We start from the raw sequence: 21941 nt of genomic DNA on the forward strand, positions 1-21941 counted from the left end.
GGTCGTAGAGCACGACAGCTGCGCCACAGTCGGTACGCGAAAGAAATCAAATCACAGACGAATCCGCTACGCGGCGTCCACCGCCACGACACCCCGCCTGATCGCGCGCACCGCCTTGGCCGCCGTCGAGGCCACTTCTGTGTCGTCCGCGGTGTTGTGGATCTGGTCGAGCAGGTCGATCACCTGCCTGCACCAACGGACGAAATCACCGGCCGACAGGGGGGTGCCCTGGTCACCGCCCGCCAGCAACGCCTCGGCCAATCCATCGCCGCGCGCCCACATGTGGACACCGGCGATGAAACCGAGATCCGGCTCCCTGGTGGGCGGAAGTTTGTGCCTGGCCTCGTCGCTGCGCAACTCGCCCCAGATGTCGACGGTGGCGCCGACCGCACGCTTCACCGGCTGGGTCGGGCCCGCCGGCCCCAGATAGCCGCCTTCCTGCCGGGATTCGTACACCAGGATCGACACCACCGCGGCCAGCTCGGCCGGGCCGAGCCCGCGCCACACGCCGCGACGCAGGCACTCGGCCACCACCAGATCGCTTTCGGCGTAGATGCGGGCGAGCCTGCGCCCGTCGGCGGTGACCTCGCCCTCGTGCACGAATCCGCGTTCCTCGAGCAGGCCGAGGATGCGGTCGAAGGTGCGCGCCAGCGAGTTCGTGGTGGCGGCAACCTTCTGGCGCATGCTCTCGGTCTCGCGCAGGATCCGGTTGTAGCGTTCGCCGACCCGGCTCATCTGCTCGCGGTCGGGGCGGGAGTGCGCCGGATGCGCGCGCAGGGTGCGGCGCAGGGTGTCGAGTTCCCGATCCTCGGCGGCCTCCGAGCGCTTGCCCCGGCGCCCCCGGCCCGGCGCGCTGATGCCGGTGCTGCGCAGCGCCGAGGCGAGGTCACGACGGATGCGGGCGGTGCGGTGGTCGACCCGGCGCGGCAGCCGCATGTGCCCGAGCGTCTCGGCGGGCACCGGGAAGTCGTGCACCGACACCCGGCCCGCCCACTTGTCCTCGGTGAGCACCAGCGGCCGCGGATCGTTGGGCGTCGCATCCGGTTCCAGTACCACCGCCAGGCCCATACGGCGGCCGGACGGGATCGCCACCACGTCACCGCGGCGCAGCGAGGTCAGCGCCTTGACCGCCTGCCCGCGCCGATCGGCCCGGCTCTGCTGGAGCAACTGCCGCTCGCGCTGCTTGATCCGCTCGCGCAGCGAGATGTATTCCAGGAAGCCACCTTCGGAGCCGCCGAGCTGATCGCGCAGCCCGCGCAGCTGACCTTCGTTGCGTTCGATGCCGCGCACCAGCCCGACCACCGAACGGTCGGCCTGGAACTGGGCGAAGGACCGCTCGAGCAGCGCCCGCGCCTCGGCCGCGCCCATCCGGTCGATCAGATTGATCGACATGTTGTAGCCGGGCTTGAAGGAGCTGCGCAGCGGATAGGTGCGAGTGGAGGCCAGACCGGCCACCGCGCTGGTGTCGACCTCGGGCTGCCAGAGCACCACCGCGTGCCCCTCGACATCGATGCCGCGGCGTCCGGCACGGCCGGTCAACTGGGTGTACTCGCCCGGGGTCAGCTCGGCGTGCGATTCACCGTTGAATTTCACCAGCCGCTCGAGCACCACGGTCCGGGCGGGCATGTTGATGCCGAGCGCGAGGGTCTCGGTGGCGAACACCGCGCGGACGAGGCCGCGCACGAACAACTCCTCGACGGTGTGCCGGAAGGCGGGCAACATGCCCGCGTGGTGGGCGGCCAGGCCGCGGTGCAGCGCCTCGCGCCATTCCCAGTAGCCGAGCACCTCCAGATCGCCCTTGGGCAGGTCGCCGGTGTGCTTCTCGATCACCGCGTCGATCTCGTCGGCGTCGTCGGGCCTGCTCAGATCCAGCCGGGAGCGCAGGCACTGGGCCAGCGCGCCGTCGCAGCCCGCGCGGCTGAAGATGAAGGTGATCGCGGGCAGCAGCCCTTCCTCGTCCAGCTTGGCCAGCACCTCGGGGCGAGGCAGCGGGCGGAAGGTGCGCCGCGGGCCGCCGCGGCCGCGCGGGCCGCCGCCCCAGCTCTCCATCCGGTCGGCCGCTTCCCGGTGCTTGATGTAGCGGACCAGCTCCCCGTCGACGACCACCTTCTGCTCACTGGAGTCGGTGTCGAACAGATCGAACATGCGCCGCCCGACCATGACGTGCTGCCACAGCGGCACCGGCCGGGTCTCGTCCACCACCACGTTGGTGTCACCCCGGACGGTGCCCATCCAGGCGCCGAACTCCTCGGCGTTGCTGACGGTGGCCGACAGGCTCACCAGGCGCACGTCCTCGGGCAGGTGCAGGATGACCTCTTCCCACACCGCGCCGCGGAACCGGTCGGCGAGGAAGTGCACCTCGTCCATGACCACATACGACAAGCCACGGAGCGAATCCGAGGAGGCGTAGAGCATATTGCGCAGCACCTCGGTGGTCATCACCACCACCGGGGCGTCCGGATTGATCGACTGATCGCCGGTGAGCAGGCCGACGCTGCCACGGCCGTAGCGGGCGGTGAGATCGGCGAACTTCTGGTTGGACAGCGCCTTGATCGGCGTGGTGTAGAAGCATTTCCCGCCGGCCGCCAGTGCCAGATGTACCGCGAATTCGCCGACCACGGTCTTGCCCGCACCGGTCGGCGCGCAGACCAGCACCCCGTGCCCGTCCTCGAGAGCCGCGCAGGCCTCACGCTGGAAGGGATCGAGGTCAAAGCTCAATGCCGCGGAGAATTCGTCCAGCTCGCTCGTTCGCGACCCCAAGTTCGTCACCAGACCGAGGGTATCGGAGGACTCCGACAGCGGTCGCCCGCATTTCGCTCCTGGTTCGCCCGTTACGGGCCGGATCGCACCGGCCGTTCCCTATCATCGAACGGCACGCAGAACTTAGTCTAACCTTACCTGACTGTGTAAAGCGCCCCTGGAAGTGCGGGGCAGCGGCCGATCGGAGGACGAGGGCATGTCGTGGAGGACCGACCAGAAGACCGGTGGAATTCCCGGCCCCGCACCCGGGACGACCGGCGCGAGAGTTCCGGCGATCCAGGTGGACGGCTTGGTCAAGAGCTACGGCGAGGTCCAGGCGCTGCAAGGCGTCTCCTTCGAGGTGGCGCGCGGCGAGGTACTGGGGCTGCTCGGACCCAACGGCAGCGGCAAGACCACCACCGTCACCCTGCTGTCGACCTTGCAGCGACCCAGCGCGGGGTCTGCCCGGATCTGCGGGCACGACGTGGTCGCCGACGCCGCGCGGGTGCGTGAACTGGTCTCCCTCACCGGCCAGTACGCCTCGCTCGACGAGGGGCTGACCACCGTGGAGAACCTGGCCGTCTTCGGCAGGCTGACCGGCCTGCGCGGCGCGGGCCTGAAGAGCCGGATCGAGGAGCTCGTCGAGCAGTTCGATCTCACGGCCGTGCGCGATCGCCGGGTCGGCGCGCTGTCCGGCGGCATGCAGCGGCGGGTGGATATCGCCGTCGCGCTGGTCACCCGGCCCGAGGTGCTGTTCCTGGACGAGCCGACCACCGGTCTGGACCCGCGCAGCCGGGCCGCGGTGTGGGATACGGTCGCGGGGCTGCGCAGCGAGGGCATCACGGTCCTGTTGACCACTCAGTACCTCGAGGAGGCCGACCGGCTGGCCGACCGCATCGTCATGCTGAACAGGGGCGCCGTGGTCGCGGCGGGCACCGCGGGCCAGCTCAAGCAGCAGATCGGCGCGGCCGTCTGCGAGGTGACACTGGCCGAGCGCGACGATGCCGCCAAGGTGCACATGCTCCTCGACGACCTCGAGATGGTGGAGCCACCCTCGGCGGGCAGCGCCCATCCGCGGCTGGTGGTCCGGGCGCCCGAGGGCATGGGCACGGTCTCCTGGGTGATCGCGCGGCTCCAGCACGCCGGGGTGGAGGTCATCGACATCGGCCTGCGCCAGCCGTCACTGGACGAGGTCTTCCTGCAGCTGACGGAGACCCCGTGATGACGGCCACCGCGCTCGACGAGCTCCCCGCCGCCGCACGCCACCGAGTGCCGAGGACCTCGGTCGGGCTGGGCGCGGCGACCGCCACGCTGGGCAGGCAGAAGGTGCTGGCCGCGGTCCGCTCCGGTGACGCGTTGCTGGCGTTCCTCAGTCCGATCGTGTTCTTCGTCTGCTTCTATGTGCCGCTGCACCGGCAGTTCGAGCTGGGCGGCGGGGATTACGCGCAGTACCTGACGCCGATCATCCTGTTGCAGGCCGGGCTGTTCACCGCGATCACCGCGACCCAGACCGCCGGACAGGACGCGCGCGCCGGGATGCACGAGCGCATGATGTCGCTGCCCATCCCCCGCGTGGCGCCGTTCCTCGGCCGGATGGCCTGGGTGGTCGCGCGCATGCTGATCGCGCTCGCCGGCGGCCTGCTGATCGGCTGCTCGCTCGGCTTCCGGTTCCACGGAACACTGTGGCAGACAATCGTTTACGTGCTGCTCGTCGTCGTTTTCGGCCTGTCGCTGAGCATGCTCACCGATGCCATCGGCACGGTGGCCAAGAACACCGTCGGCATCGCGGGCGTGCTGATGATCCCGCAGCTGATCCTGGTGATGGCCTCCACCGGCCTGGTGCCCGCCACCGCTTTCCCGGACTGGGCGCAGCCGTTCGTCCGCAATCAGCCGATGTCGATCTTCACCGACGCGCTGCGCGCGCTGTCGGACGGTTCCCGGGCCGAGATCGACCTCACAGCCGTCCTGATCTGGTCGGCGGCCTTGCTGGCAGTAGGTTTCGCTGCCATCGTGGCGGCGGGAAGGTCGCAGGTGAAGCGATGAGCGAGACAACCGTCCGATCCACCTGGCCCGCCCGCCGGACCGTCCCGCTGCTGCGGCAATCGGTCGTGCACGCCGCCGCGCTGCTGCGCACCTGGTCGCGCGATCCCGGCGTGGTGGTGCAATCGCTGGTGTTCCCGGCCTTCATGCTGATGATGTTCCAGCTGGTGCTCGGCAAGACCATCACCTCGATGGGCGGCGGCGACAGCATCTACGGCAACACCGGTCTGGTCGCCCTCGTCGGCGCACTGTTCGGCACCCTGGCGACCGCGGAAAGCCTGATCCACGAACGCGATACGGGCCTGCTGACCCGGATGTGGACCCTGCCGGTCCCCCGGTCGGGCTTCATCGCCGGTCGCCTGCTGGCCGAGGCGGCGCGCACCGGTCTGGCGACCGTGGTGCTCTTCCTGGTGGCGGTGCCCATGGGCTTCCGCTTCGAGCAGGGCATCGCGGCGGGCATCGGCGCGGTCCTGGTGACCATGGTGTTCGCCGTGGGCATCGCGGTGCCGGTGATCGCGATGGCCACCGTCGCCTCCGGCAACCAGGCCGTGCAGCAACTCGGCGGCCTGTTCCTGCTGCTGCTGTTCTTCAACGCCGGCTTCGCCCCCGTCACCGAGTACCCGGGCTGGTTGCAGCCGATCGTCCGGCACCAGCCGATGACGCCCGCCATCGACGCGGTGCGCGGACTCACCGAAGGCGGCGCACTCGCCCAGCCGATCCTGCTCACCCTCGCCTGGACCGTCGGCCTGATCGCCGTGTTCGGGCCGGTCGCGGTGCGCGGATACCGCAGCGCCGCCGAGCGCCGTTGACGCTCGGCCACAATCAACCGGCCACCGACTCACGAAGTCGGTGGCCGGTTTCGTTAGCACCGTTCAGAAGGGCGCCGTCTCTTGCCGCAGGCGAAACACGGTGGACGCCGATATACCATTCGATAAGCAGGCATGCTCAAGCCCTTGTTCACGACGGATCTACTGAAACTCGGGTGGCAACGACGGCCTGCCGCTGTATCCCGGCGGTGCGCGCCGCGCTGGGACAGCCAAAGTCCGGCAGCCACTACGATCCCGAGCCCGCAACCACCGGCCCCGAATACGGGTCGCTGACCGCCTCACCGCCGACTCCTCACTCGGCGGCAGATCGGGACACCCTATGATCAACCACCCCTCTGAGAGGACCACCTGACATGGGATTCATGACCGAGATTGCACAGCCCCTGATCGACGGCGGCCTCGTGGAGCCGACCTCGATCGAAGGCTGCAGTCGATCCGAGATCGATGATTTGATGACCGCACAGAATGTGACTCTACTGCCACGAGATTACGCGGAATTCATGAGTTTCGGCGGTCGAAACCCGTACTGGCTCAGTCGCGATGGAGAATGGGACTACGACTGGCTTCGCGATGCGAAGACGATCGCGCGGGAAATCGTTGAGGACGACTACTCCGAGGATTTCTCACCTTATGCTGATGCATTCATCTTTCAAACGCATCAGGGGTACATGTTCTACTATTTCCGCCGGGAGGATCTCGCTTCGGACGATCCCCATTTTTGGATCTACACCGGAAATCGCCCGCTGCAGAGTAGCGAGGACACGTTCACCGAGTGGATTCGCATGCTGGCCGCGGATCTGCCTCGGGTGATCGAGACGCGCAAGCGTCTCTACGGCTGAGGCCGCCCCGTCACTACTGCCCACATCCGGAGATCGAATCCCGATAACCAGAAGCGGACAGGAATGGGTTGCCCGCCAGGCTCTTGCAAGCCGGGCTGTTCACCGCGATCACCGCCACCGAGACCGACGGCCAGGACGCCCGCACCGGTGTGCACGAGCGCATGATGTGGCTCCCCATCCCCGCGTCGCCCCAAGGAGTCAGGCGCTCGCGACCGCCGAGTCGTTGATCGACCGGATGACCCCGAGCAGCCGTTTCGCCTGCTCGGGGGCGAACAGCTGTGTCGGCCCCTGCGGCGCCGCGTCGGTGAACGGCGCCTCGAACAACAGTTTCGGGTCCATCTCGCCGTGCCGGGTGAGGTGGCCGACGACGAGGTTGACGAAGTCGATCTGGCTGGCGGTGGCAGTGCGTTCGCCGAGGAACTCGGCGAACGCTTCCTGCACGGCCTGCGGGTCGAGGCCGACGAGGGAGCGGATGAATCGTCCGAGTCCCTGGGCGTTTATGACGGCGCGTTCCATATCCTCGGGTTCACCGGCGCCGCTACGAGCCAGCAGTTCCTCGAGCGATTCCAGGTCGGCCGGTGTCAACGGCTTGCCCGAACGCAGCTTCTGGAGCGCCAGGTTGTCGGGCTGGCGGCGCAGATAGTCGCGCACCTTCGCGGTGTAGCGCTCGACGTCGGTGCCGGAGCGCATCTCCGGCATGTCCCGTTCCACGATCTCGCCGAGGGTGTCGGTGAAGTCGGTGTAGACGACGACCCGCTTCTTCTTGTCGAGCAGCCCGACGATGGAACGGAGTTCACGCCGCGCGTGTTCGAGCATGTCGACAGTGATGTCCTGCCACCACTCGTCGCTCACGACCTCACGCAGCAGTTCTTCTTTGGCCTTCACCTTCGGGATGGTGAGCCCATCCTCGAGGAGCCCGTCCGCGACGCCGCGGATCGTGTCGGCGTGCCGCGGCAGGGTGTCGTCGGCGAGGACGACGGAGAGCTGTCCGCGCAGCACCACGAGGTCGAATCGTTTCGCCAGTTCGTCGGTGTCGCGCACGGTGGTGGGCAGGTCGGCGAGGTTCTCGATGATCTCGGCGGCCGCCTGTTCGGTCAGGGACTCCCAGGCGGCCCGGTCGGCGTACTTCTCCACCGCCCGGCGGCGGGCACGGACGATGAAATTGTCCAGTCGCATTCCGGCGACCTGCCCGTGGAGCAGGTCGGCCGTGTCGCGACGCAATCTCTGTGACGCGCCGACTCTGTCGAGGGCGGCGAGCAGTTCGGTTCGGGTGGTGAACAGCCGCTGCGAGAGCGACTGCGCGAGCGCCCCTTCGGCGGCGTCGGGGTGCTGGTCGAAGTAGTCGAAGTTGCCGCAGACGTCGAAGATGAAGAAGTCGGTCTTGTCCTGCCCCGGCCCGTACAGGTCGGGACGCAGCCGGGTACCGCGACCGACCATCTGCCAGAACTTCGACTTCGACCGCACCGGCTTGAAGAACACCAGGTTCACGACCTCGGGCACGTCGATGCCGGTGTCGAGCATGTCGACGGAGATCGCCAGGTGCGGTTCCTGGTCGGGCTGGGAGAACTTGTCGATGAGGTCCTGGCTGTATCGGTCCGAGTGGGTGATGACGCGCGCGAACGAGCCCCGGTACTCCGGGTAGTTCTTGTCGAACCGCTCGGCGATGAACTGGGCGTGCAGTTCGTTCTTCGCGAAGACGATGGTCTTGCCGAGCCGGTCACCGCCGGCGACGCGATGCCCGTGGGTCATCAGGGTTTCGAGCACCTTGTCGACGGTGTCGATGTTGAACAGCCACTTGTTGACCGCCTCGGCCTGGACGACGTCGGGGATCTCGTCCTCGGGGATGTCGTCACCCCAGTCGATGGACTCGTACCGCTTCTTCTCCTCCTCGCTGAGGTCGGCGTAGCGGATGCCCCGCACCGGAAAGGTCAGCGGCACGTTCACCGCGCGCGGCGGGACGAGATACTTCTCGGCGATGGCCTGATCGAGGGAGTAGTCGTTCGTGGGGACGCCGGTTTCGAGCTGGAACAGCTGGTAGGTGTTGTAGTCCACCTCGTCCTTCGGGGTCGCGGTGAGCCCGAGGAGCAGCGAGTCGAAGTACCGGAAGATGTGCCGGTACTTCTGGTACACCGACCGGTGCGCCTCGTCGATCACCACGAGATCGAAGTATCCGGGGCCGAATCTCCTCGTGCCGCCGTCTCTTTCGTCGATGAGACCCATCATCGTCGGGTACGTGGAGACGTAGACCCGCCCCTCGGTGTTCTTGTCGGTCAACAGGTTGACCGGCGAGGAGTCGGGCAGGTGCGTCTTGAACGCGCCGACGGCCTGCTTGACGAGGGCCTTGCGGTCGGCGAGGAACAGCACCCGCTTGACCCAATTGGCGCGCATCAGCATGTCGGCGAGCGCGACGACCGTGCGGGTCTTGCCCGACCCGGTCGCCATGACGAGCAGAGCGGCACGCTGGTTCTCGATCTCGAACCGCTCGGTGACGGCGCGGATCGCCTCCTCCTGGTACGGCCGACCCGCGATTTCCTGGGGCACGGGGATCTCGCGGAGCGGCTTGATCGTCGTGCGGCGGGTGACGAGGAGTTCGAGTTCGTCACGGGTGTGGAATCCGGCGATCTCCCGCGGCGGATAGCGCAGGTCGTCCCAGAAGTAGTGCTCGAATCCGTTGCTGTAGTAGATGACCGGCCGCCTGCCGAACTGCTTTTCCAGGCAGTCGGCATACAACCGCGCCTGCTGCTGTCCGGTGATCGGATCGACGGAGGTCCGCTTCGCCTCGACGACGGCCAGCGGCAGCCCGTCGGCGCCCCACAGCACGTAGTCGACGAATCCGTTCCTGCCGTCGGGCATGCCGGTGACGGGATATTCGCGGTCCCGCTTCTGGTCCAGCGCCCAGCCGGATTCACCGAGCATGAGGTCGACGAGGTCGCGGCGGGTCTGCGCCTCGTCGTAGTCGTGCGTGTCCGGAGTGGCCGCGCTCGCCTGCTGCGCGGCGTCGATCTGCGCGCGCAGCTCGGCGATCAGCTGCTCATAACTGGCCTTCTCCAGTTCCGCCGTCTCGGCGGCCTCGTCGCGCGCCTTCAGCTGCGCGATGAGGTCCAGCTTCTCGGCCTCGGACTTCTCGAGCAGTGCGTCCTTGGCAGCCAGCTCCGCCTCGAGCTTGCCGAGCTGCGCGACCGTCTTCGCCACGACGGCGCCACCACCGGGCTTGGGCAGGCGAGCGGGGTCGAACTGTTGCTGCGGCGACGGCTTGCTCGACGGCTGCGTGGCATAGGTGCGGGCCAGCCACGACAGGATGTGGAACAGCTCGGCAAGCGCCTTCTGGCCTGCGTCCTTGGGCACCGGACTCTCGTCGTGGACGGCTTTGTTGCCGAGTCTGCGGATGAGGTCCATCTTGGTGACGAGTCCGTGGCCGACGACGCCGACGAATTTGCCGTCGTGGATGCGGGCGGCGAGATCGGACTTGTACGGCTCGGGCAGGTTCCGGGTGCGGTAGATCCACGCGACGGTGTGTTCGACGGTGCGGCGCGCGTAGAAGCAGGTGGTGCGCGGGTCGAACAGCGCGTCCCGCTCCGCCTTCCTGGCCTCGGCGTGCAGTTGCGGCCATTCGGCCTGCAGGAAGTCGAAGTTCCCCACCATGGGCCCGCTGGTCCTCTCCGAACTCGTGTGCGCCGCGTGCGGCGACGTGCCGTTCCGTGCTCGATCTTGGCACAGGCGTCCGAGCTTTCCCGGAGCCCGTGAACATTACCGGCAGGCTCCGACAAGTTCACCCGTCCGAACAGCCGACAGAGTTTGTCGGCTGGGCGTGTCACGATTTCCCGTTCCGCACACGCGGGACGCGTCGGCGACGACGCATCTTCTCCACTGGAGTACGCCTTGAACGAGACGATCCCCGCCCCGCAGCCCCGCGACCTGTCGGCCGCCACCGCGCCGAAGCGCAGGAACTGGCCGTCGGTGGCCGGCATCACCGCAGTCGGCGCCACCACCCTGGCCCTGGCCTTCGGCGCCCCCGCGGCCTCCGCCGCACCGGCGGCGCCCGCGCCCACCTTCACGGTGACGCATGCCCCGTTCCTGCAGCAGCTCAGCCCCGGCCAGCAAAACGCCGTCCAGTCGGCCCAGCAGTACCTCGAGATCTCCGCCTTCTCCCGTAGCGGTCTGATCGACCAGCTCGAATACGAGGGCTACTCCACCGATGACGCCACGTCCGCGGTGGACAGTCTGAATGTGGACTGGAACGAGCAGGCGGCAAAGAGCGCCAAGGAATACCTCGAGCTCACCTCGTTCTCCCGGTCCGGACTGATCGACCAGCTGGTCTACGAGGGCTTCACGTACGCACAGGCCGAGTACGGGGTCAACGCCGTCTACTGACCATCCTTCCGGCGATAGCCGTGTAGTTGGTGAGGGCGGAGCACTGCGAGGCACCACCGATCGCAGTGCTCCCCCACCGTTGTCGATCGTCCCCGACCCGGTCGCGTCCCCAGAGAGCACATGCCGCCGACTCGGCAGTTGCCGATTCTCAGTCGCCGCTGACTCGGCCGAGCACCTCGGCCGCGAAGGCGCGGTTGTGATACTGCCCGTACGGTCCACGCCCCTTGGCCGCAAGGCCGTCAGGGAGGCGACGGATCGCCACAGCGAGGGGCAAGGTGGCGAACTGCTTTTCGGCGTCCTCGTCGGAGTGGAACCACTCAACCACGATCCCGTCACCGTCCGCCGAGGCCATGTCGGTGCGGCGGAAACGCAACAGCGGAAAGGTGTCGTGCAACTGGTCCAGAGTGCGTGAGGTCTCGCCAGTGAGGGCGGACTCCGACATGTACACCGCGATGCGGTAGTCCACGACACCGCCCTTCGAGAGCCGTTCGACGTAGAGCACTTCCATCGGCCCGATGTTCAGCGTGAACAGGCGCTCCCGTCCGGCGGTCCTGTTCGTCGCGGGTAGCGCACTCAGCGTCCACCGCTCCACCTCCCCGTCGGCGGGGTCGTCGAACGCGGCGACGAGGTAATCGGCGACGAGGTCGGCGGCGGAATCGAAGAACGGGTCCTGCTGGAGCGCGGCGAAGTTCTCCTCGCTGGCCGAGGGTTGAAGTGCGCTCATGGAAATCTCGGTCATTCGAAGTAGTCCTCGTCGACCTCGACGACAGTGAATGTCTGTCGCGTCTGAACGGCAACGCCGTAGCGGATCATCAGCTCGGCCAGGCGCCTGCCGTCGATGAGGATGACGCGGGTGGCGATGTTCTGCGCGTACTCGCGGGCACCCGACGTGAAGGAGCTCGTGGTGATGAAGACACCGCGGGCAGCCCCGACACCGTGCAGCGCGCCGACGAACGCCTGGATCTCCGGCCGCCCGACGGTGTTGTCCGCGCCGTAGCGCTTGGCCTGCACGTAAATGCGTTCGAGGCCGAGCGGGTCCTGATCGATGACGCCGTCCACACCACCGTCACCGGACCCGCCGATCCGGGCGGCCCGGCCTTCGGTGCCGCCGTAACCCATGGCGACGAGAACGTCGAGCACCGACTGTTCGAGGAACGCCGGGTCCTGACCGCGCAGCCGCGCCAGCAGGTCGGCGGCGACCTCGGCGTGGAGGCGTTCGACACCACCCTCGATCTGCTCGAGTGGGTCGACCACTTCGTCGGCGACATGCGCGTCGGCTACGGTGCCGCCATTCAACGAACCTATCCGCGCCGGTGTGTAGTCCTGGTATTCGGGCAGCGCTTTCAGGATCTTCTCGGTAATCCCCGTGGGGTGTGCGGCGAGCAGAGCCCGCCCCGCATCGGTGATGACGAACGTAGCGCGCGCCGGTTTGTCGACGAGCTTCGCGCGGCACAGGCCGCTGAGCGCCCACCCGATCCGGTTGTCAGCGCGCCTCCGCCCCGACGGCAGCACCTCGGACCGCTGCTCGGGTGTCAGCCCGACATGGTCCTCCACCGCTGTATGCAGGTCGTGCTTGCGCCAGATGTGGCCGTCGGTGAGGACTTCCAGCACCGGCGTGAGAAAGCCTGACCATAGCGACATCGCCGAGACCGGTGCGGTCACAGTTCGCCTCGGAAGGCGCGGGACTGGAGGGAGGCGAAAAGGGCGTCGAGTTCGACGAGGTTGGCGCGGCATCCTGAACGAATTCGCCCAATGACGTCCGTTCGTGCAGCGAACTCCAATTGCAGTTCATATGGCGGAACAGGAACTGTCAGGGGTGCGAGGTCCTTCTTGTTCAGCTGCGGAACTGAACTTCCCGATACGAGGGAGTTGAGGTCCAATCTTTCGAACCAGACATAAAGAAACTGGAGGTCAAGCTGACGCGGGTATGGCTTGATCGCCATTAGATTCGGATCAAGTACCGATGGCCTACTCGTTAGCCGCTTTTTGTTTGTCCCGATCGCTCCGCCTCGCTTCGGGATAACGACACATCCTGCTGGGCACGTCGCAGACCTTGCCCCCGGCTGCGCTGACCACCCTTGGCTTGAGCGCAGAACCCTCTCGTTACCTGGGAGGTTTAAGTCAGACACTTTCAGAAGCGCGAACCCATCTGACTGCCCGGCGAAGTCCTCACCCTGTGGCAGCGTTCCACCCGCATAGAATTCAGAGATCTCGCCAAGAGTGCGTACAGGCCATCCCAACGGATTCCGGGCAGGAGTGCCGAACATGTCGATGAAGACCGACTGTGTCAACTGGTCGAGACGGGCGAGGGCTTCGCGGCGCTTGGCGCGGAGGGCGTCAGCGTGGTCGAGGATCGCCGCGATCCGCCGCTGCTCCTCGATCGGTATCAGCGGAACTTTCCATTTCGCCAGCGCCGCGCGGCCGAGGTGATTGATCCCCGTACCCCGAGCGCCGCGCACGAATGCGCCGGACTCTGCCTCACGCCGGAAAAAGTGGAGCAGGTAGCGAGGAAAAACGTCACCATGCGGCCGAACACGTAGAAGCGTGTTCTGGAAAGCGCACTCGTCAATCTCACCTTGCCAAATTGCCGGCTTCCCTACCTCACGAGGCGACCCGGACGCCTCATTCAACAAGATGTCGCCGGGTTCCAGCCGAAACTGAGCCATCTCAGCATCGGTGAAGTTCATTGTCTTGACATCATCCAGAAGCAAGCCGCTCCAGCCGACGTTCGCCGCACGCAAGTACTTGCGCATGTTCGGACCATCGTGGTTCTTGGGCGAACGCTGTCGGCCGAGCTTGACGTCGGCGATCTCTTCAACCGACACGGCTCGAACGTTCACGCCAGCATCTCCCGCAACTGCGCCACGCCGTCCATGATCTCCTTCTCGAGCCGATCGAGCTCATCCAGGATCTGCCCGGGCGAACGGTGCTCGACCTCCTCGTGAGCGATCTCCTTGTACCGATTGAGCGATAGGTCGTATCCCTGCGCAGCAATGTCTTCGCGCGGCACGCAGAAGCTCTGCTCCGTCCGAGCCCTCGCCAGCTCTGCCCCATCACGTTCGGCCCAACGCCGCAACACATCCGGCAGGTTATTCTTCGCGTGCTCGACCTCCGACAGCTTCGCGAGAGCACGGAGCTTGTCTTCGGCCAAGAGCGGGTTGCGCTTGTCATCCAGCGACCAGCCGTCGGACTGCACGTCGTAGAACCACACGTTGTCGGTCCCACCCGAGTCGGTCTTGGTGAAGAACAGGATCGCCGTCGAGACACCCGCGTACGGCTTGAACACCCCCGACGGCAGCTTCACAACTGCGTCGAGCTTCTGCTCCTCGACAATGATTCTGCGAAGCTCCTTGTGCGCCTTCGACGATCCGAACAGCACCCCGTCCGGCACGATCACCGCGGCACGGCCACCGGGCTTGAGCAGTCGCAGGAACAGCGCCAGGAACAGCAGTTCGGTCTTCTTCGTCTTGGCGATCTGCTGTAGATCCTTCGCGGTGTTCTCGTAATCCAACGAGCCGGCGAACGGCGGGTTCGCCAGGACCAACGAATACGCCTCGGCATCACCGGTGTTCGCCTCCGCGAGGGAATCGCGGTAGCGGATGTCGGGCTGCTCGATGCCGTGCAGCAGCATGTTCATCGACCCGATTCGCAGCATCGTGTTGTCGAAGTCGAAACCGTGGAACATCTTGTGGTGGTAGTGCTGCTTGCCTACGCCAGAATTGATCGCGTCTGCGTGATAGGTGCGCATGTACTCGGAAGCCCCGACCAGGAAGCCGCACGTTCCGGACGCCGGGTCGACGATGGTGTCGCCCGGCTTCGGGGCCGTCATGTGCACCATCAATTCGATGATGTGTCGCGGGGTGCGGAACTGGCCGTTCTGGCCGGCAGACGCGATCTTCGCGAGCAGGTACTCGTAGATGTCGCCCTTCGTGTCGCGGTTCTCCATCGGCACCTTGTCGAGGCGATCCACCACCCGCTGCAACATGCCCGCGTTCGGGATCGTGAGGCGCGCGTCCTTCATGAAGTGCGCGTACGTGGAGTCGTCGCCGCGCATCTCCTTGATGAACGGGAACACCCGGTTGGCGACGATGTCGAACATCTCCTCGGCATGCCGGTCCCGGAACACCGACCACCGCAGGTCGTTGTACGGCCGCCCCTGCTCGTCGTTCCCCTCCGGGAACGGATTGCCCTCGAGGGGCTGATCCAGCAGGTTCGCCCGCTCCAGGGCACGGGTCTGCTCGTCATCCAGGCGCCGGATGAACAAGAGGTAGGTGATCTGCTCCATCACTTCGAGAGGATTGGAGATGCCACCGGTCCAGAACACGTCCCAGACGGCGTCGACCTTGTTCTTGATGTCACCGGTGATCACGGGTACCCGTTACCTGCCTGTTCTGCTCGACGAAGACCAACAGAACTGTATAGACCACCCCGCCGACACGGCCGTGCCCTGCCCTCCCCTGACGTCGCGTCCCCTTCCCGACGATGGGTACCCTGGATGCCCAGTACGGGGCCGCTACGGTCCCCGGATGTCGTGAGTGATCGATCGTCGATGCTCTTGGGGAGGGAACTATGCGCACCGTCCGCGCTGTCATCGCCGCAACAGCCGTCCTCGCGGCGACCGCCGGGTGCGGGGGGACCGAGGCAGGGACCGCGATACCGACCACGCCGGTGATGGACAATCTGCTCAACCCCTGCACCGACGTGCCCGACGAATGGCTGATCGAATCCGGCCTCGACCCGGCGAGCGAGCGCAACACGGTGAATCCGGCAGAGATTTCCTCTTTCCGCATCTGCGGATGGAATGCGGTGGATTTGCCCTACATGGTGGACCTCATGTCCACCAGCAAGACTCTGGAAGAGACCCGCAAGAACACTTCTGTCATCGTCCTCGGCGACACCACGGTCGGGGACCGACCGGCCCTGCTCACGCGCGTCAAGTCCGATGCCACCGACGAGCGAACCTGTTACGTCACCATCCCCGCCCAGCAAGGGGCTTTCACGATCGTCGCCGGATGGCGAGCGTCTCAGCCCAAGACACGGGACATGTGCGAGCTGGGCATCAAGCACGCCACGGACCTCGAACAGCACTTGCCCGAATAGCCGAGAATCCATGTGAAGGGGGCGCATTCATGGCGGACACGCAAGAGCAGTTGAAGACCTGGCAGAATCTCAAGCAGCAGGGGATCGACGGAGAGTTCAGGCTGGACAAAGACATCGGTCACGCGATCATTACGCACTGCGAGACGTTCCTGCTATCGCTCGATGAGATGTTGCAGACGGCGCAGAACCTCGAACATCTTTCCGGCTACGGTGGGCTCCCCTCCGCTCAGCAACTTCAGCAGAAGTTCATCCACAAGGCCGTGGGCGGCGGCGATCACGATCCCAACGACAACGCAGTGTCCCGCATCATGCAGCACATCGAGATCGTCACCACGATGCGCGATGCCTACCGCGCCGCGATCGGTGAACTCCAGAACGTCGACCAGAGCAACAGTCAGCAGATGAGCGAGCAGACCGAGCAGACCGGCTGACCGCTCGGGTCCACTGTCGGTCGGGGTGTGAGCAGCCGACTTCGAGGTCAGCAAATGTCCATAAGTCCTCCTGTGCGGCCTGGCCGACGGCCGTCGAATGGCTGGTAGTTGTCGGCGTCGGGCGTCTGGGCGTTCGTCGCCCGGCTCCCCACCCCTGCGGGGGAGCCGGTGGACCGTGTGAAGGGGGCGAGACGACGCATCACGGTCCCGAGCGCCGCAGCCACCATACGAGCGCCGAAGCGATCGTCTCGACAGTGAATTCGCGAACTCTTATCGGGATATAAGCGATCCGTATACTGTGCCCAGCGGGCGGGGGTACGCCTCCATGATGTGTGTCCGATCAACGCCGATGTGCTTACGCGACAACAGAACCGGGGGAATCAGTGACGGCCATGAGCACAGGTGAGGTCATCCGGCGGATACGCAAGTCCTACGGCATGACCCAACGCGAACTCGCCACCCTCATGGGCTACACCCAACCCGTCGTCTCCCAGCTCGAGAACAACGCGCCCTGCGTGCACGATGTGCGGATGCTGCGCCGAGTAGCGCGCGCACTGCGGGTTCCGCTTGCCATACTGGTGGTGGACTCGGACGAGGAGGCGGACATGGATCGTCGAAACTTCCTGAGAGCAAGCGCAGTCGGCGCGGGAACCGCCGCTGCGAGCGGAACCTTCACCCCACGTGCTGTGGCGGCTTCACCAGGAAGCATCCGGGTCGGCGCGGGCGAGGTTGCCGATATCGTCGCGAGCACCAACCAGATTCACGAACTCGACCTGCTCGTCGGCGGCGACCGGCTCTGCCGCGTGGCGGCGAACGGTGTCCGTTACGCGCGCCATCTACTGGACAACGGCACCTACACCGAGGCGGTCGGCCGAAGCCTCACCAGCGCCGCCGCCGAGATGATGACGGCGGCCGGATGGGTCCACTTCGATGCCGGGCAAACCACACAGGCCCGGAGGTACTACGCGGAGGCGACACAGACCGCCACCGCAGCCGGTGACGACATCGCCGCCGCCCATGCCCTGCTGAACGCCAGCATGATCAGTCACGGCGGCGGATTCGCGCCATCCAGGCATTCGGCGGATTCTCGGCCGCAGGAGGGCGTCAACTTGGCCACCGCGGCCTCCGCTGCCGTCCGCCGACATGGTGGTCCCCGGCTACGCTCTTACGCTGCGAACTGTGAGGCGAGCGCACACGCCGCACGAGGTGACACCAGGGCGACGGAGGATGCCATCAAGCGGGCGCACCGAGCCTACGAATCGAACCATGGCGACGATCCGAGCTGGATCTATCTCCCCGAGGCCGAGCTCGCCGCATTGACCGGCTGGGCCTATATGCGCATCAGGAACCACCGGAAGGCAAGAGAGCATCTACAAGTCGCCGTTGCCGGCACTACGGCTTGGCCGCGAGAGAACGCGGGCTGGCGAATCAAACTGGCGGAGAACCACATCCTGGGCGGCGAGATCGCCGAAGGCTGCCAACTGCTGATCGACCACTTCGACCAGATCAACAGCGTGACCTCCACACGATTGCGCGCCACCCTCGACTCCATCAGCGACGACATCCGACAACACTCCGGCGTGCGGGAAGTGCGGGAGTTCCTGGGGATGCGCGCGGCGCGGGTGTAGACGCAGCGCCGACCTCGGCCGGCGACTACCGGCCGCGCTGCGGTTCCCGGCCGACTCCGCGTTCCCGTTCCCGGTCCCGATGCCGCTCTGGGGTCATCGGTTCCGGCTGCATCGACCGCAATCGAGCCGCCTCCTCGGCGGGAGCGGCGTGGCTTCGCGCCAGGGCTTCCCGCGTCAGCACGTCTTCCACCGACCGGCCCTGGCCGACATCGCGCACCATCTCGGCCAGGCGTCTCTCCGGCGCCTCGTGACCCACTTCGATGGCGGGCTTGCCCGGCCGCTCGTAGGTCCAGGCCCTCGCGGCGCCGTCGTATCCCGCCGCGCGGCCGTCGCGCACCCTGTTCGCACCGTTCTCGAACACTCGCCCCTGCGTGTTGTTGTCGACTCGGTCGCGATCCCTGTCGTATCCGGCCACGGCTACGCCCACCCACCCCAAATTGTGAAACGGCGATGCGAAAGTTTCTGCGGCTACCGGCTATTCACTCGACGAGGCGCCCTCGCGACGCTTGTCGTTGTGATAGCCGGAATACTCGCGAAGTGTCGACGCGAAGTACGAGAACATGCCGTCGTCCACTTCGGGATCGTATTTCTGCATGTCTTTCACGAGCACCCACATGCCGAGCTCGTCCTGGTCGGAGGTGTCGCACTCGACAGCGGGATTCACGTGGTCGTAGAAGGAGTTCTCGTCGTCCCAGGACTGCCAGTCGATCCACCGGGCTCCCGCGAACCGGATGAAGCACTCCCCCATGAAGCACACCAGGGCGTCGACCAGATCGTGGTTTTCGGGCTCCATCGCCGCATCCATATCCGGAAGCCATTCGGCGAGGAGGGAGTCGAGTCGCTTCACCCCGAGAGAGTCCTCCGGCCACGGCTCGGAGGGAATGTCGTCCAGCCCGGCGCGGTCCAGGAATTTCCGGACCTGCGCCGCCCGCCGGTTCGGGTCGACCCATGCGCCCCACGCGGTCTGCTCGACTTCGAAATCGAGACCCAGCTGGTCGTTGCTCTCCACAGACCCTCCTCGCTCGACGACTCGGGACAGTATGCCCCGCTCGTCCGACAGGGCCGGATGAGCGAGCACCTGCAAGAGAGGCGCGTCGGAGAGAATCACCTGTGGCGGTGCGGTCGCCGTGCGATTCACGGATTCGGGGTCCATCCGGGAGTTCGCGGGATCACGAGATCGGGCACGACGAGCGCGCAGGACAGCATCAACGCGCGCACCGCGCAACCGAAGTGCGCCAGGCCGGGGGCGAGTATCGCGACCGCGCGCGTGGTGTGGGCGGTGTGGGCGATCAGGGTGGTGGGCATGTAGGTGTGTTCGTCGATGGTGAGCACGGTGGTGAGGTGGCAGCCGTGGCGGGCGGCGAGTTCGTGCAGCGCGGCCCGGTCGGCGACCGGGGATTCGCTGAGGTCGAGATTCAGCAGGCCGAGTGCGGTGTCCATGATTGCCTTTCCGCGCGGTCGGACGCGCGGTCGCGGAAATAGCGGTAGTCGTCGTTGCTGACGATCAGGGCGGCGACGCGGGTGGAGCAGTGCCATGGGCAGTCGCCGTGGATTTCCAGTGCGTTGGCCGCGTCGGCCGGTGAGCGCACGGGCCAATGCGGGTTGTCGTGGCGGAGCTTGTCGAGGGTGGCTATGCGCTGCACCGTCACGACACGGCTCGCGGCTGCGCGGCGGCGATCGGTCCGTCCAGGTGGACCGGAAGGCGTTGATGGCCGTGGGAGATGAAGCTGGGCAATGGTTTCAGCTCGTGCGGTTCCACGGCGAGCGCCACTTGGGGGAAGCGTCCGAACAGGGCGGGCAGCGCCACGGTCGCTTCCAGCCGGGCCAGCGGCGCGCCGAGGCAGTAGTGCGGGCCGTAGCCGAAGGACAGATGTTCTTTGTGCCTGCGGGCCGGGTCGAATTCATCGGGGTTGTCGCCGTGCATATCCGGGGCACGGTTGGCTGCCGCGAGGCAGGCGAGCAAGGCGTCGCCCGCCGCGATCCGTGTGCCCGCGATGTCGATGTCGACGAGCACGTAGCGCAGCGGCAGGTTGGCGACCGGTGGCGCGTGGCGCAAGGTCTCTTCGACCAGACTCGACCAGGTGAAGGCGCCGACGCGCAGTCGAGTCAGCAGTTCGGGGCGGGTCAGTATCCGGACGACGGCCTGGTCGATGAGGTCGACGGTGGTCTCGTACCCAGCGCTGATCACCAGGAGCAGGGTGTGGATCAGTTCCTCCTCGGTGAGGCGGTCCGCGTGCTCGTCGCGGTGGCCGATGAGCAGGCTGGTCATGTCCTGGCCCGGTCGGGCGCGGCGACGCGTCACGAGTGTGGTCAGGATGTCGAGCATGTCCGCGAGCGTCGCCCGCGGGTCGCGCTGCGGGACCGTGGCGAACAGTTCATCGACACACCGGCGCAGACCGTCGCGCAGGTCGGCGGGGACGCCCATCAGCGCGGAGATCACCCGCAAGGGGACCTGTGCCGCGTAGTCCTCGCGGAGGTCGATCACCGCCCCTTCCGGTCGTGCGGCGAGTCCGTCGAGCAGTTCGGTGACTATCCGCTTGATCTGCGGGCGCAGCGCGTCGACGCGGCGGGCGGTGAACGCGGGGCCGACCAGCTTGCGCAGGCGCTGATGGTCTCTGCCGTAGGCGGTGAACATGTTGCGCACCGACACCCAGGAGATCAGGGGCCAATCGGGTGGCACCTCCCCGGCCATGAACGCCGGCCAGTGCTGGTGGGCGTCCTTGGAGACCCGCCAGTCGACGAACAGATCTCTGAGCACGTGCGGATCGGTGATCGCCCAGGCGTGGATGCCACCGGGCAATGTCACCGGGACCAGTGGGCCTCGTTCGCGGAGGGCTGTGGCCTCACCGAGGATGTCGATGCCGGTCGGATCGAGTACGACCCGAGTCGGCGCGGCAGCGGGGTGCAGATCGGTCATCGAAGATTGCCTTTTCGTTCAGCGGGAAGCAGTGTCGAGCAGGAAGCAGCAGTCAGCGGGAAACAGCCGGTGGCGCAACGGGAGTGAAGACGACGGGCAGTTCTTCGAGCGCCCGATGGAACGGCCCCGGCCGCCACCGCAGCTGTTCCCGGGACACGGCGGGCGTCATCTCGGGCAGGGCGTCGAGAAGCTGATCGATCGCCTCCCCCGCGATCAGCTCGGCCAACGCCCGCGCCGGGCAACGATGCGGTCCGGCCCCCAGCCCGAGGTGCGACTCGTTGCCCCGGATATTGCCGCCCACCACCGCCGGGTCGTTGTTGCACGCGGCCAGGCTGATCACCACCGGCCGATGCGCCTGCACCCACGTGCCTTCAACCAGTTGCGGCTGACGCGGATAGGACATGCAGAAATTCGCGATCGGCGGATCACGGAACAACACGTGGGTGAGCGCGTCGCGGGTCGAGATCGCACCGCCGACGACCTCGCCGCCGAACTCCGGGTGGGTCATCATCCACGACAAGGTGTTCGCGATCAGATTCGTCAACGGCTCGCTCGCGGCGCCGTAGAGGGTGACCAGCTGGTGGACGGCCTCTACGTCGGACAGCCCAGTGTGGTGCGCCAGCAGCCAGGAGGTGATGTCCTGCCCCGGCCTGGCGCGGGCGCGGGCCACGAGCTCGGCCAAGGCCGCCACCATCAGCTCGTTGCCCGCCGCGGCATCGGTGGTGTCGAAGATCATCGCCATCCCCGTCGCGACCCGGCCGCCGATGCCGGGATCGCAGCCGATGAGTTCGCCGATCGCCTCGACGACCAGCGGGGCCGCGAAGTCCCGGAGCAGATCGGCCCGGCCACGCCCGCGGAATCGGTCGATGAGCGCGACTGCGATGCGCTCGACGGCCACGAGGGTCCTGCGCAAGTCGACCCGCGCGAGGGCGTCCACGGTGGCCGAGCGGTATCGCATGTGCTCGATCCCGCTGCTGCGCAACGCGTTCGGGCGCCACTGCATCATCGGCCGCACCGGGCACTCCGGCGGGATGTCGCGCTGCCAGGCC

The 21941-nt window shown here is 66.7% G+C and carries 20 protein-coding genes; 8 read left to right on the plus strand and 12 right to left on the minus strand.

Features of this window, described 5'->3' with window-relative positions; all coding sequences use genetic code 11:
• Nucleotides 1-66: 66 nt before the first annotated feature.
• Nucleotides 67-2769: a DEAD/DEAH box helicase gene (locus ON26_RS15190; protein ID WP_040796797.1), complete on the minus strand. Its 2703-nt coding sequence runs from the start codon at nt 2767-2769 to the stop codon at nt 67-69.
• Nucleotides 2770-2956: 187 nt separating this feature from the next.
• Between ON26_RS15190 and ON26_RS15195 the strand changes: the two genes are divergently transcribed.
• The 4 genes from ON26_RS15195 (at nt 2957) to ON26_RS15210 (ending at nt 6445) form a co-directional block, all read left to right on the plus strand.
• Nucleotides 2957-3961: an ATP-binding cassette domain-containing protein gene (locus ON26_RS15195; protein ID WP_083884106.1), complete on the plus strand. Its 1005-nt coding sequence runs from the start codon at nt 2957-2959 to the stop codon at nt 3959-3961.
• A complete protein-coding gene (locus ON26_RS15200; RefSeq protein WP_040796798.1) occupies nt 3961-4782 on the plus strand; it encodes an ABC transporter permease in 822 nt (273 codons plus the stop codon). Before ON26_RS15195 ends, ON26_RS15200 begins: the two co-directional genes overlap by 1 nt.
• A complete protein-coding gene (locus tag ON26_RS15205; RefSeq protein ID WP_040796799.1) occupies nt 4779-5588 on the plus strand; it encodes an ABC transporter permease in 810 nt (269 codons plus the stop codon). The genes ON26_RS15200 and ON26_RS15205 overlap by 4 nt, the downstream gene beginning before the upstream one ends.
• A gap of 371 nt (nt 5589-5959) precedes the next feature.
• Nucleotides 5960-6445, plus strand: a complete 486-nt coding sequence (locus ON26_RS15210; RefSeq protein ID WP_040796800.1) for an SMI1/KNR4 family protein — start codon at nt 5960-5962, stop codon at nt 6443-6445.
• A 198-nt stretch (nt 6446-6643) separates the two neighbouring features.
• On the opposite strand, the gene ON26_RS15215 is transcribed toward ON26_RS15210, so the two are convergent.
• Complete coding sequence (locus ON26_RS15215; protein ID WP_040796801.1) at nt 6644-10087, minus strand: DEAD/DEAH box helicase family protein; 3444 nt, start codon at nt 10085-10087, stop codon at nt 6644-6646.
• A 237-nt stretch (nt 10088-10324) separates the two neighbouring features.
• On the opposite strand from ON26_RS15215, the gene ON26_RS15220 reads away from it, so the two are divergent.
• On the plus strand, nt 10325-10816 hold the full coding sequence (locus tag ON26_RS15220; protein ID WP_040796802.1) for an Ltp family lipoprotein: 492 nt from the start codon (nt 10325-10327) through the stop codon (nt 10814-10816).
• Nucleotides 10817-10964: 148 nt separating this feature from the next.
• On the opposite strand, the gene ON26_RS15225 is transcribed toward ON26_RS15220, so the two are convergent.
• From ON26_RS15225 to ON26_RS15235, 4 genes are read right to left on the minus strand one after another with little or no spacing between them, the layout of a single operon-like run.
• Entirely contained in the window at nt 10965-11555 is a 591-nt protein-coding gene (locus tag ON26_RS15225) for a hypothetical protein (protein ID WP_245545861.1), read from the minus strand.
• Nucleotides 11552-12478, minus strand: coding sequence for a restriction endonuclease (locus tag ON26_RS15230; protein WP_245545862.1), 927 nt, complete (start codon nt 12476-12478; stop codon nt 11552-11554). The genes ON26_RS15225 and ON26_RS15230 overlap by 4 nt, the downstream gene beginning before the upstream one ends.
• On the minus strand, nt 12475-13641 hold the full coding sequence (locus ON26_RS32315) for a restriction endonuclease subunit S (protein ID WP_083884107.1): 1167 nt from the start codon (nt 13639-13641) through the stop codon (nt 12475-12477). Before ON26_RS32315 ends, ON26_RS15230 begins: the two co-directional genes overlap by 4 nt.
• A gap of 11 nt (nt 13642-13652) precedes the next feature.
• Nucleotides 13653-15185, minus strand: a complete 1533-nt coding sequence (locus ON26_RS15235) for a type I restriction-modification system subunit M (protein ID WP_040796803.1) — start codon at nt 15183-15185, stop codon at nt 13653-13655.
• A gap of 200 nt (nt 15186-15385) precedes the next feature.
• On the opposite strand from ON26_RS15235, the gene ON26_RS15240 reads away from it, so the two are divergent.
• From ON26_RS15240 to ON26_RS15250, 3 genes are all read left to right on the plus strand, one after another.
• Nucleotides 15386-15916, plus strand: coding sequence for a DUF3558 domain-containing protein (locus ON26_RS15240; protein ID WP_040796804.1), 531 nt, complete (start codon nt 15386-15388; stop codon nt 15914-15916).
• A 29-nt stretch (nt 15917-15945) separates the two neighbouring features.
• A complete protein-coding gene (locus ON26_RS15245; RefSeq protein WP_040796805.1) occupies nt 15946-16347 on the plus strand; it encodes a hypothetical protein in 402 nt (133 codons plus the stop codon).
• A 392-nt stretch (nt 16348-16739) separates the two neighbouring features.
• Nucleotides 16740-17975: a helix-turn-helix domain-containing protein gene (locus ON26_RS15250; protein ID WP_040796806.1), complete on the plus strand. Its 1236-nt coding sequence runs from the start codon at nt 16740-16742 to the stop codon at nt 17973-17975.
• Between the two features lie 25 nt (nt 17976-18000).
• Here the strand turns inward: ON26_RS15250 and ON26_RS15255 are convergent, their stop codons facing one another.
• From ON26_RS15255 to ON26_RS15280, 6 genes are all read right to left on the minus strand, one after another.
• A complete protein-coding gene (locus tag ON26_RS15255) occupies nt 18001-18402 on the minus strand; it encodes a hypothetical protein (protein ID WP_157171908.1) in 402 nt (133 codons plus the stop codon).
• Nucleotides 18403-18450: 48 nt separating this feature from the next.
• Nucleotides 18451-18984, minus strand: coding sequence for a hypothetical protein (locus tag ON26_RS15260; RefSeq protein WP_157171909.1), 534 nt, complete (start codon nt 18982-18984; stop codon nt 18451-18453).
• Between the two features lie 125 nt (nt 18985-19109).
• The gene (locus ON26_RS15265) at nt 19110-19415 is read right to left on the minus strand and encodes a hypothetical protein (RefSeq protein ID WP_040796809.1); all 306 of its coding nucleotides are present in this window, start codon (nt 19413-19415) and stop codon (nt 19110-19112) included.
• A complete protein-coding gene (locus ON26_RS15270; protein ID WP_040796810.1) occupies nt 19391-19624 on the minus strand; it encodes a hypothetical protein in 234 nt (77 codons plus the stop codon). Before ON26_RS15270 ends, ON26_RS15265 begins: the two co-directional genes overlap by 25 nt.
• A complete protein-coding gene (locus ON26_RS15275) occupies nt 19621-20892 on the minus strand; it encodes a cytochrome P450 family protein (RefSeq protein WP_040796811.1) in 1272 nt (423 codons plus the stop codon). Before ON26_RS15275 ends, ON26_RS15270 begins: the two co-directional genes overlap by 4 nt.
• Nucleotides 20893-20944: 52 nt before the next feature.
• Nucleotides 20945-21941 (minus strand): cytochrome P450 family protein (locus tag ON26_RS15280; protein ID WP_040796819.1); only part of this gene is annotated, 997 nt, incomplete at its 5' end.

The organism is Nocardia higoensis NBRC 100133, from assembly GCF_000308595.1.
In the GTDB taxonomy this organism is placed as follows: domain Bacteria; phylum Actinomycetota; class Actinomycetes; order Mycobacteriales; family Mycobacteriaceae; genus Nocardia; species Nocardia higoensis.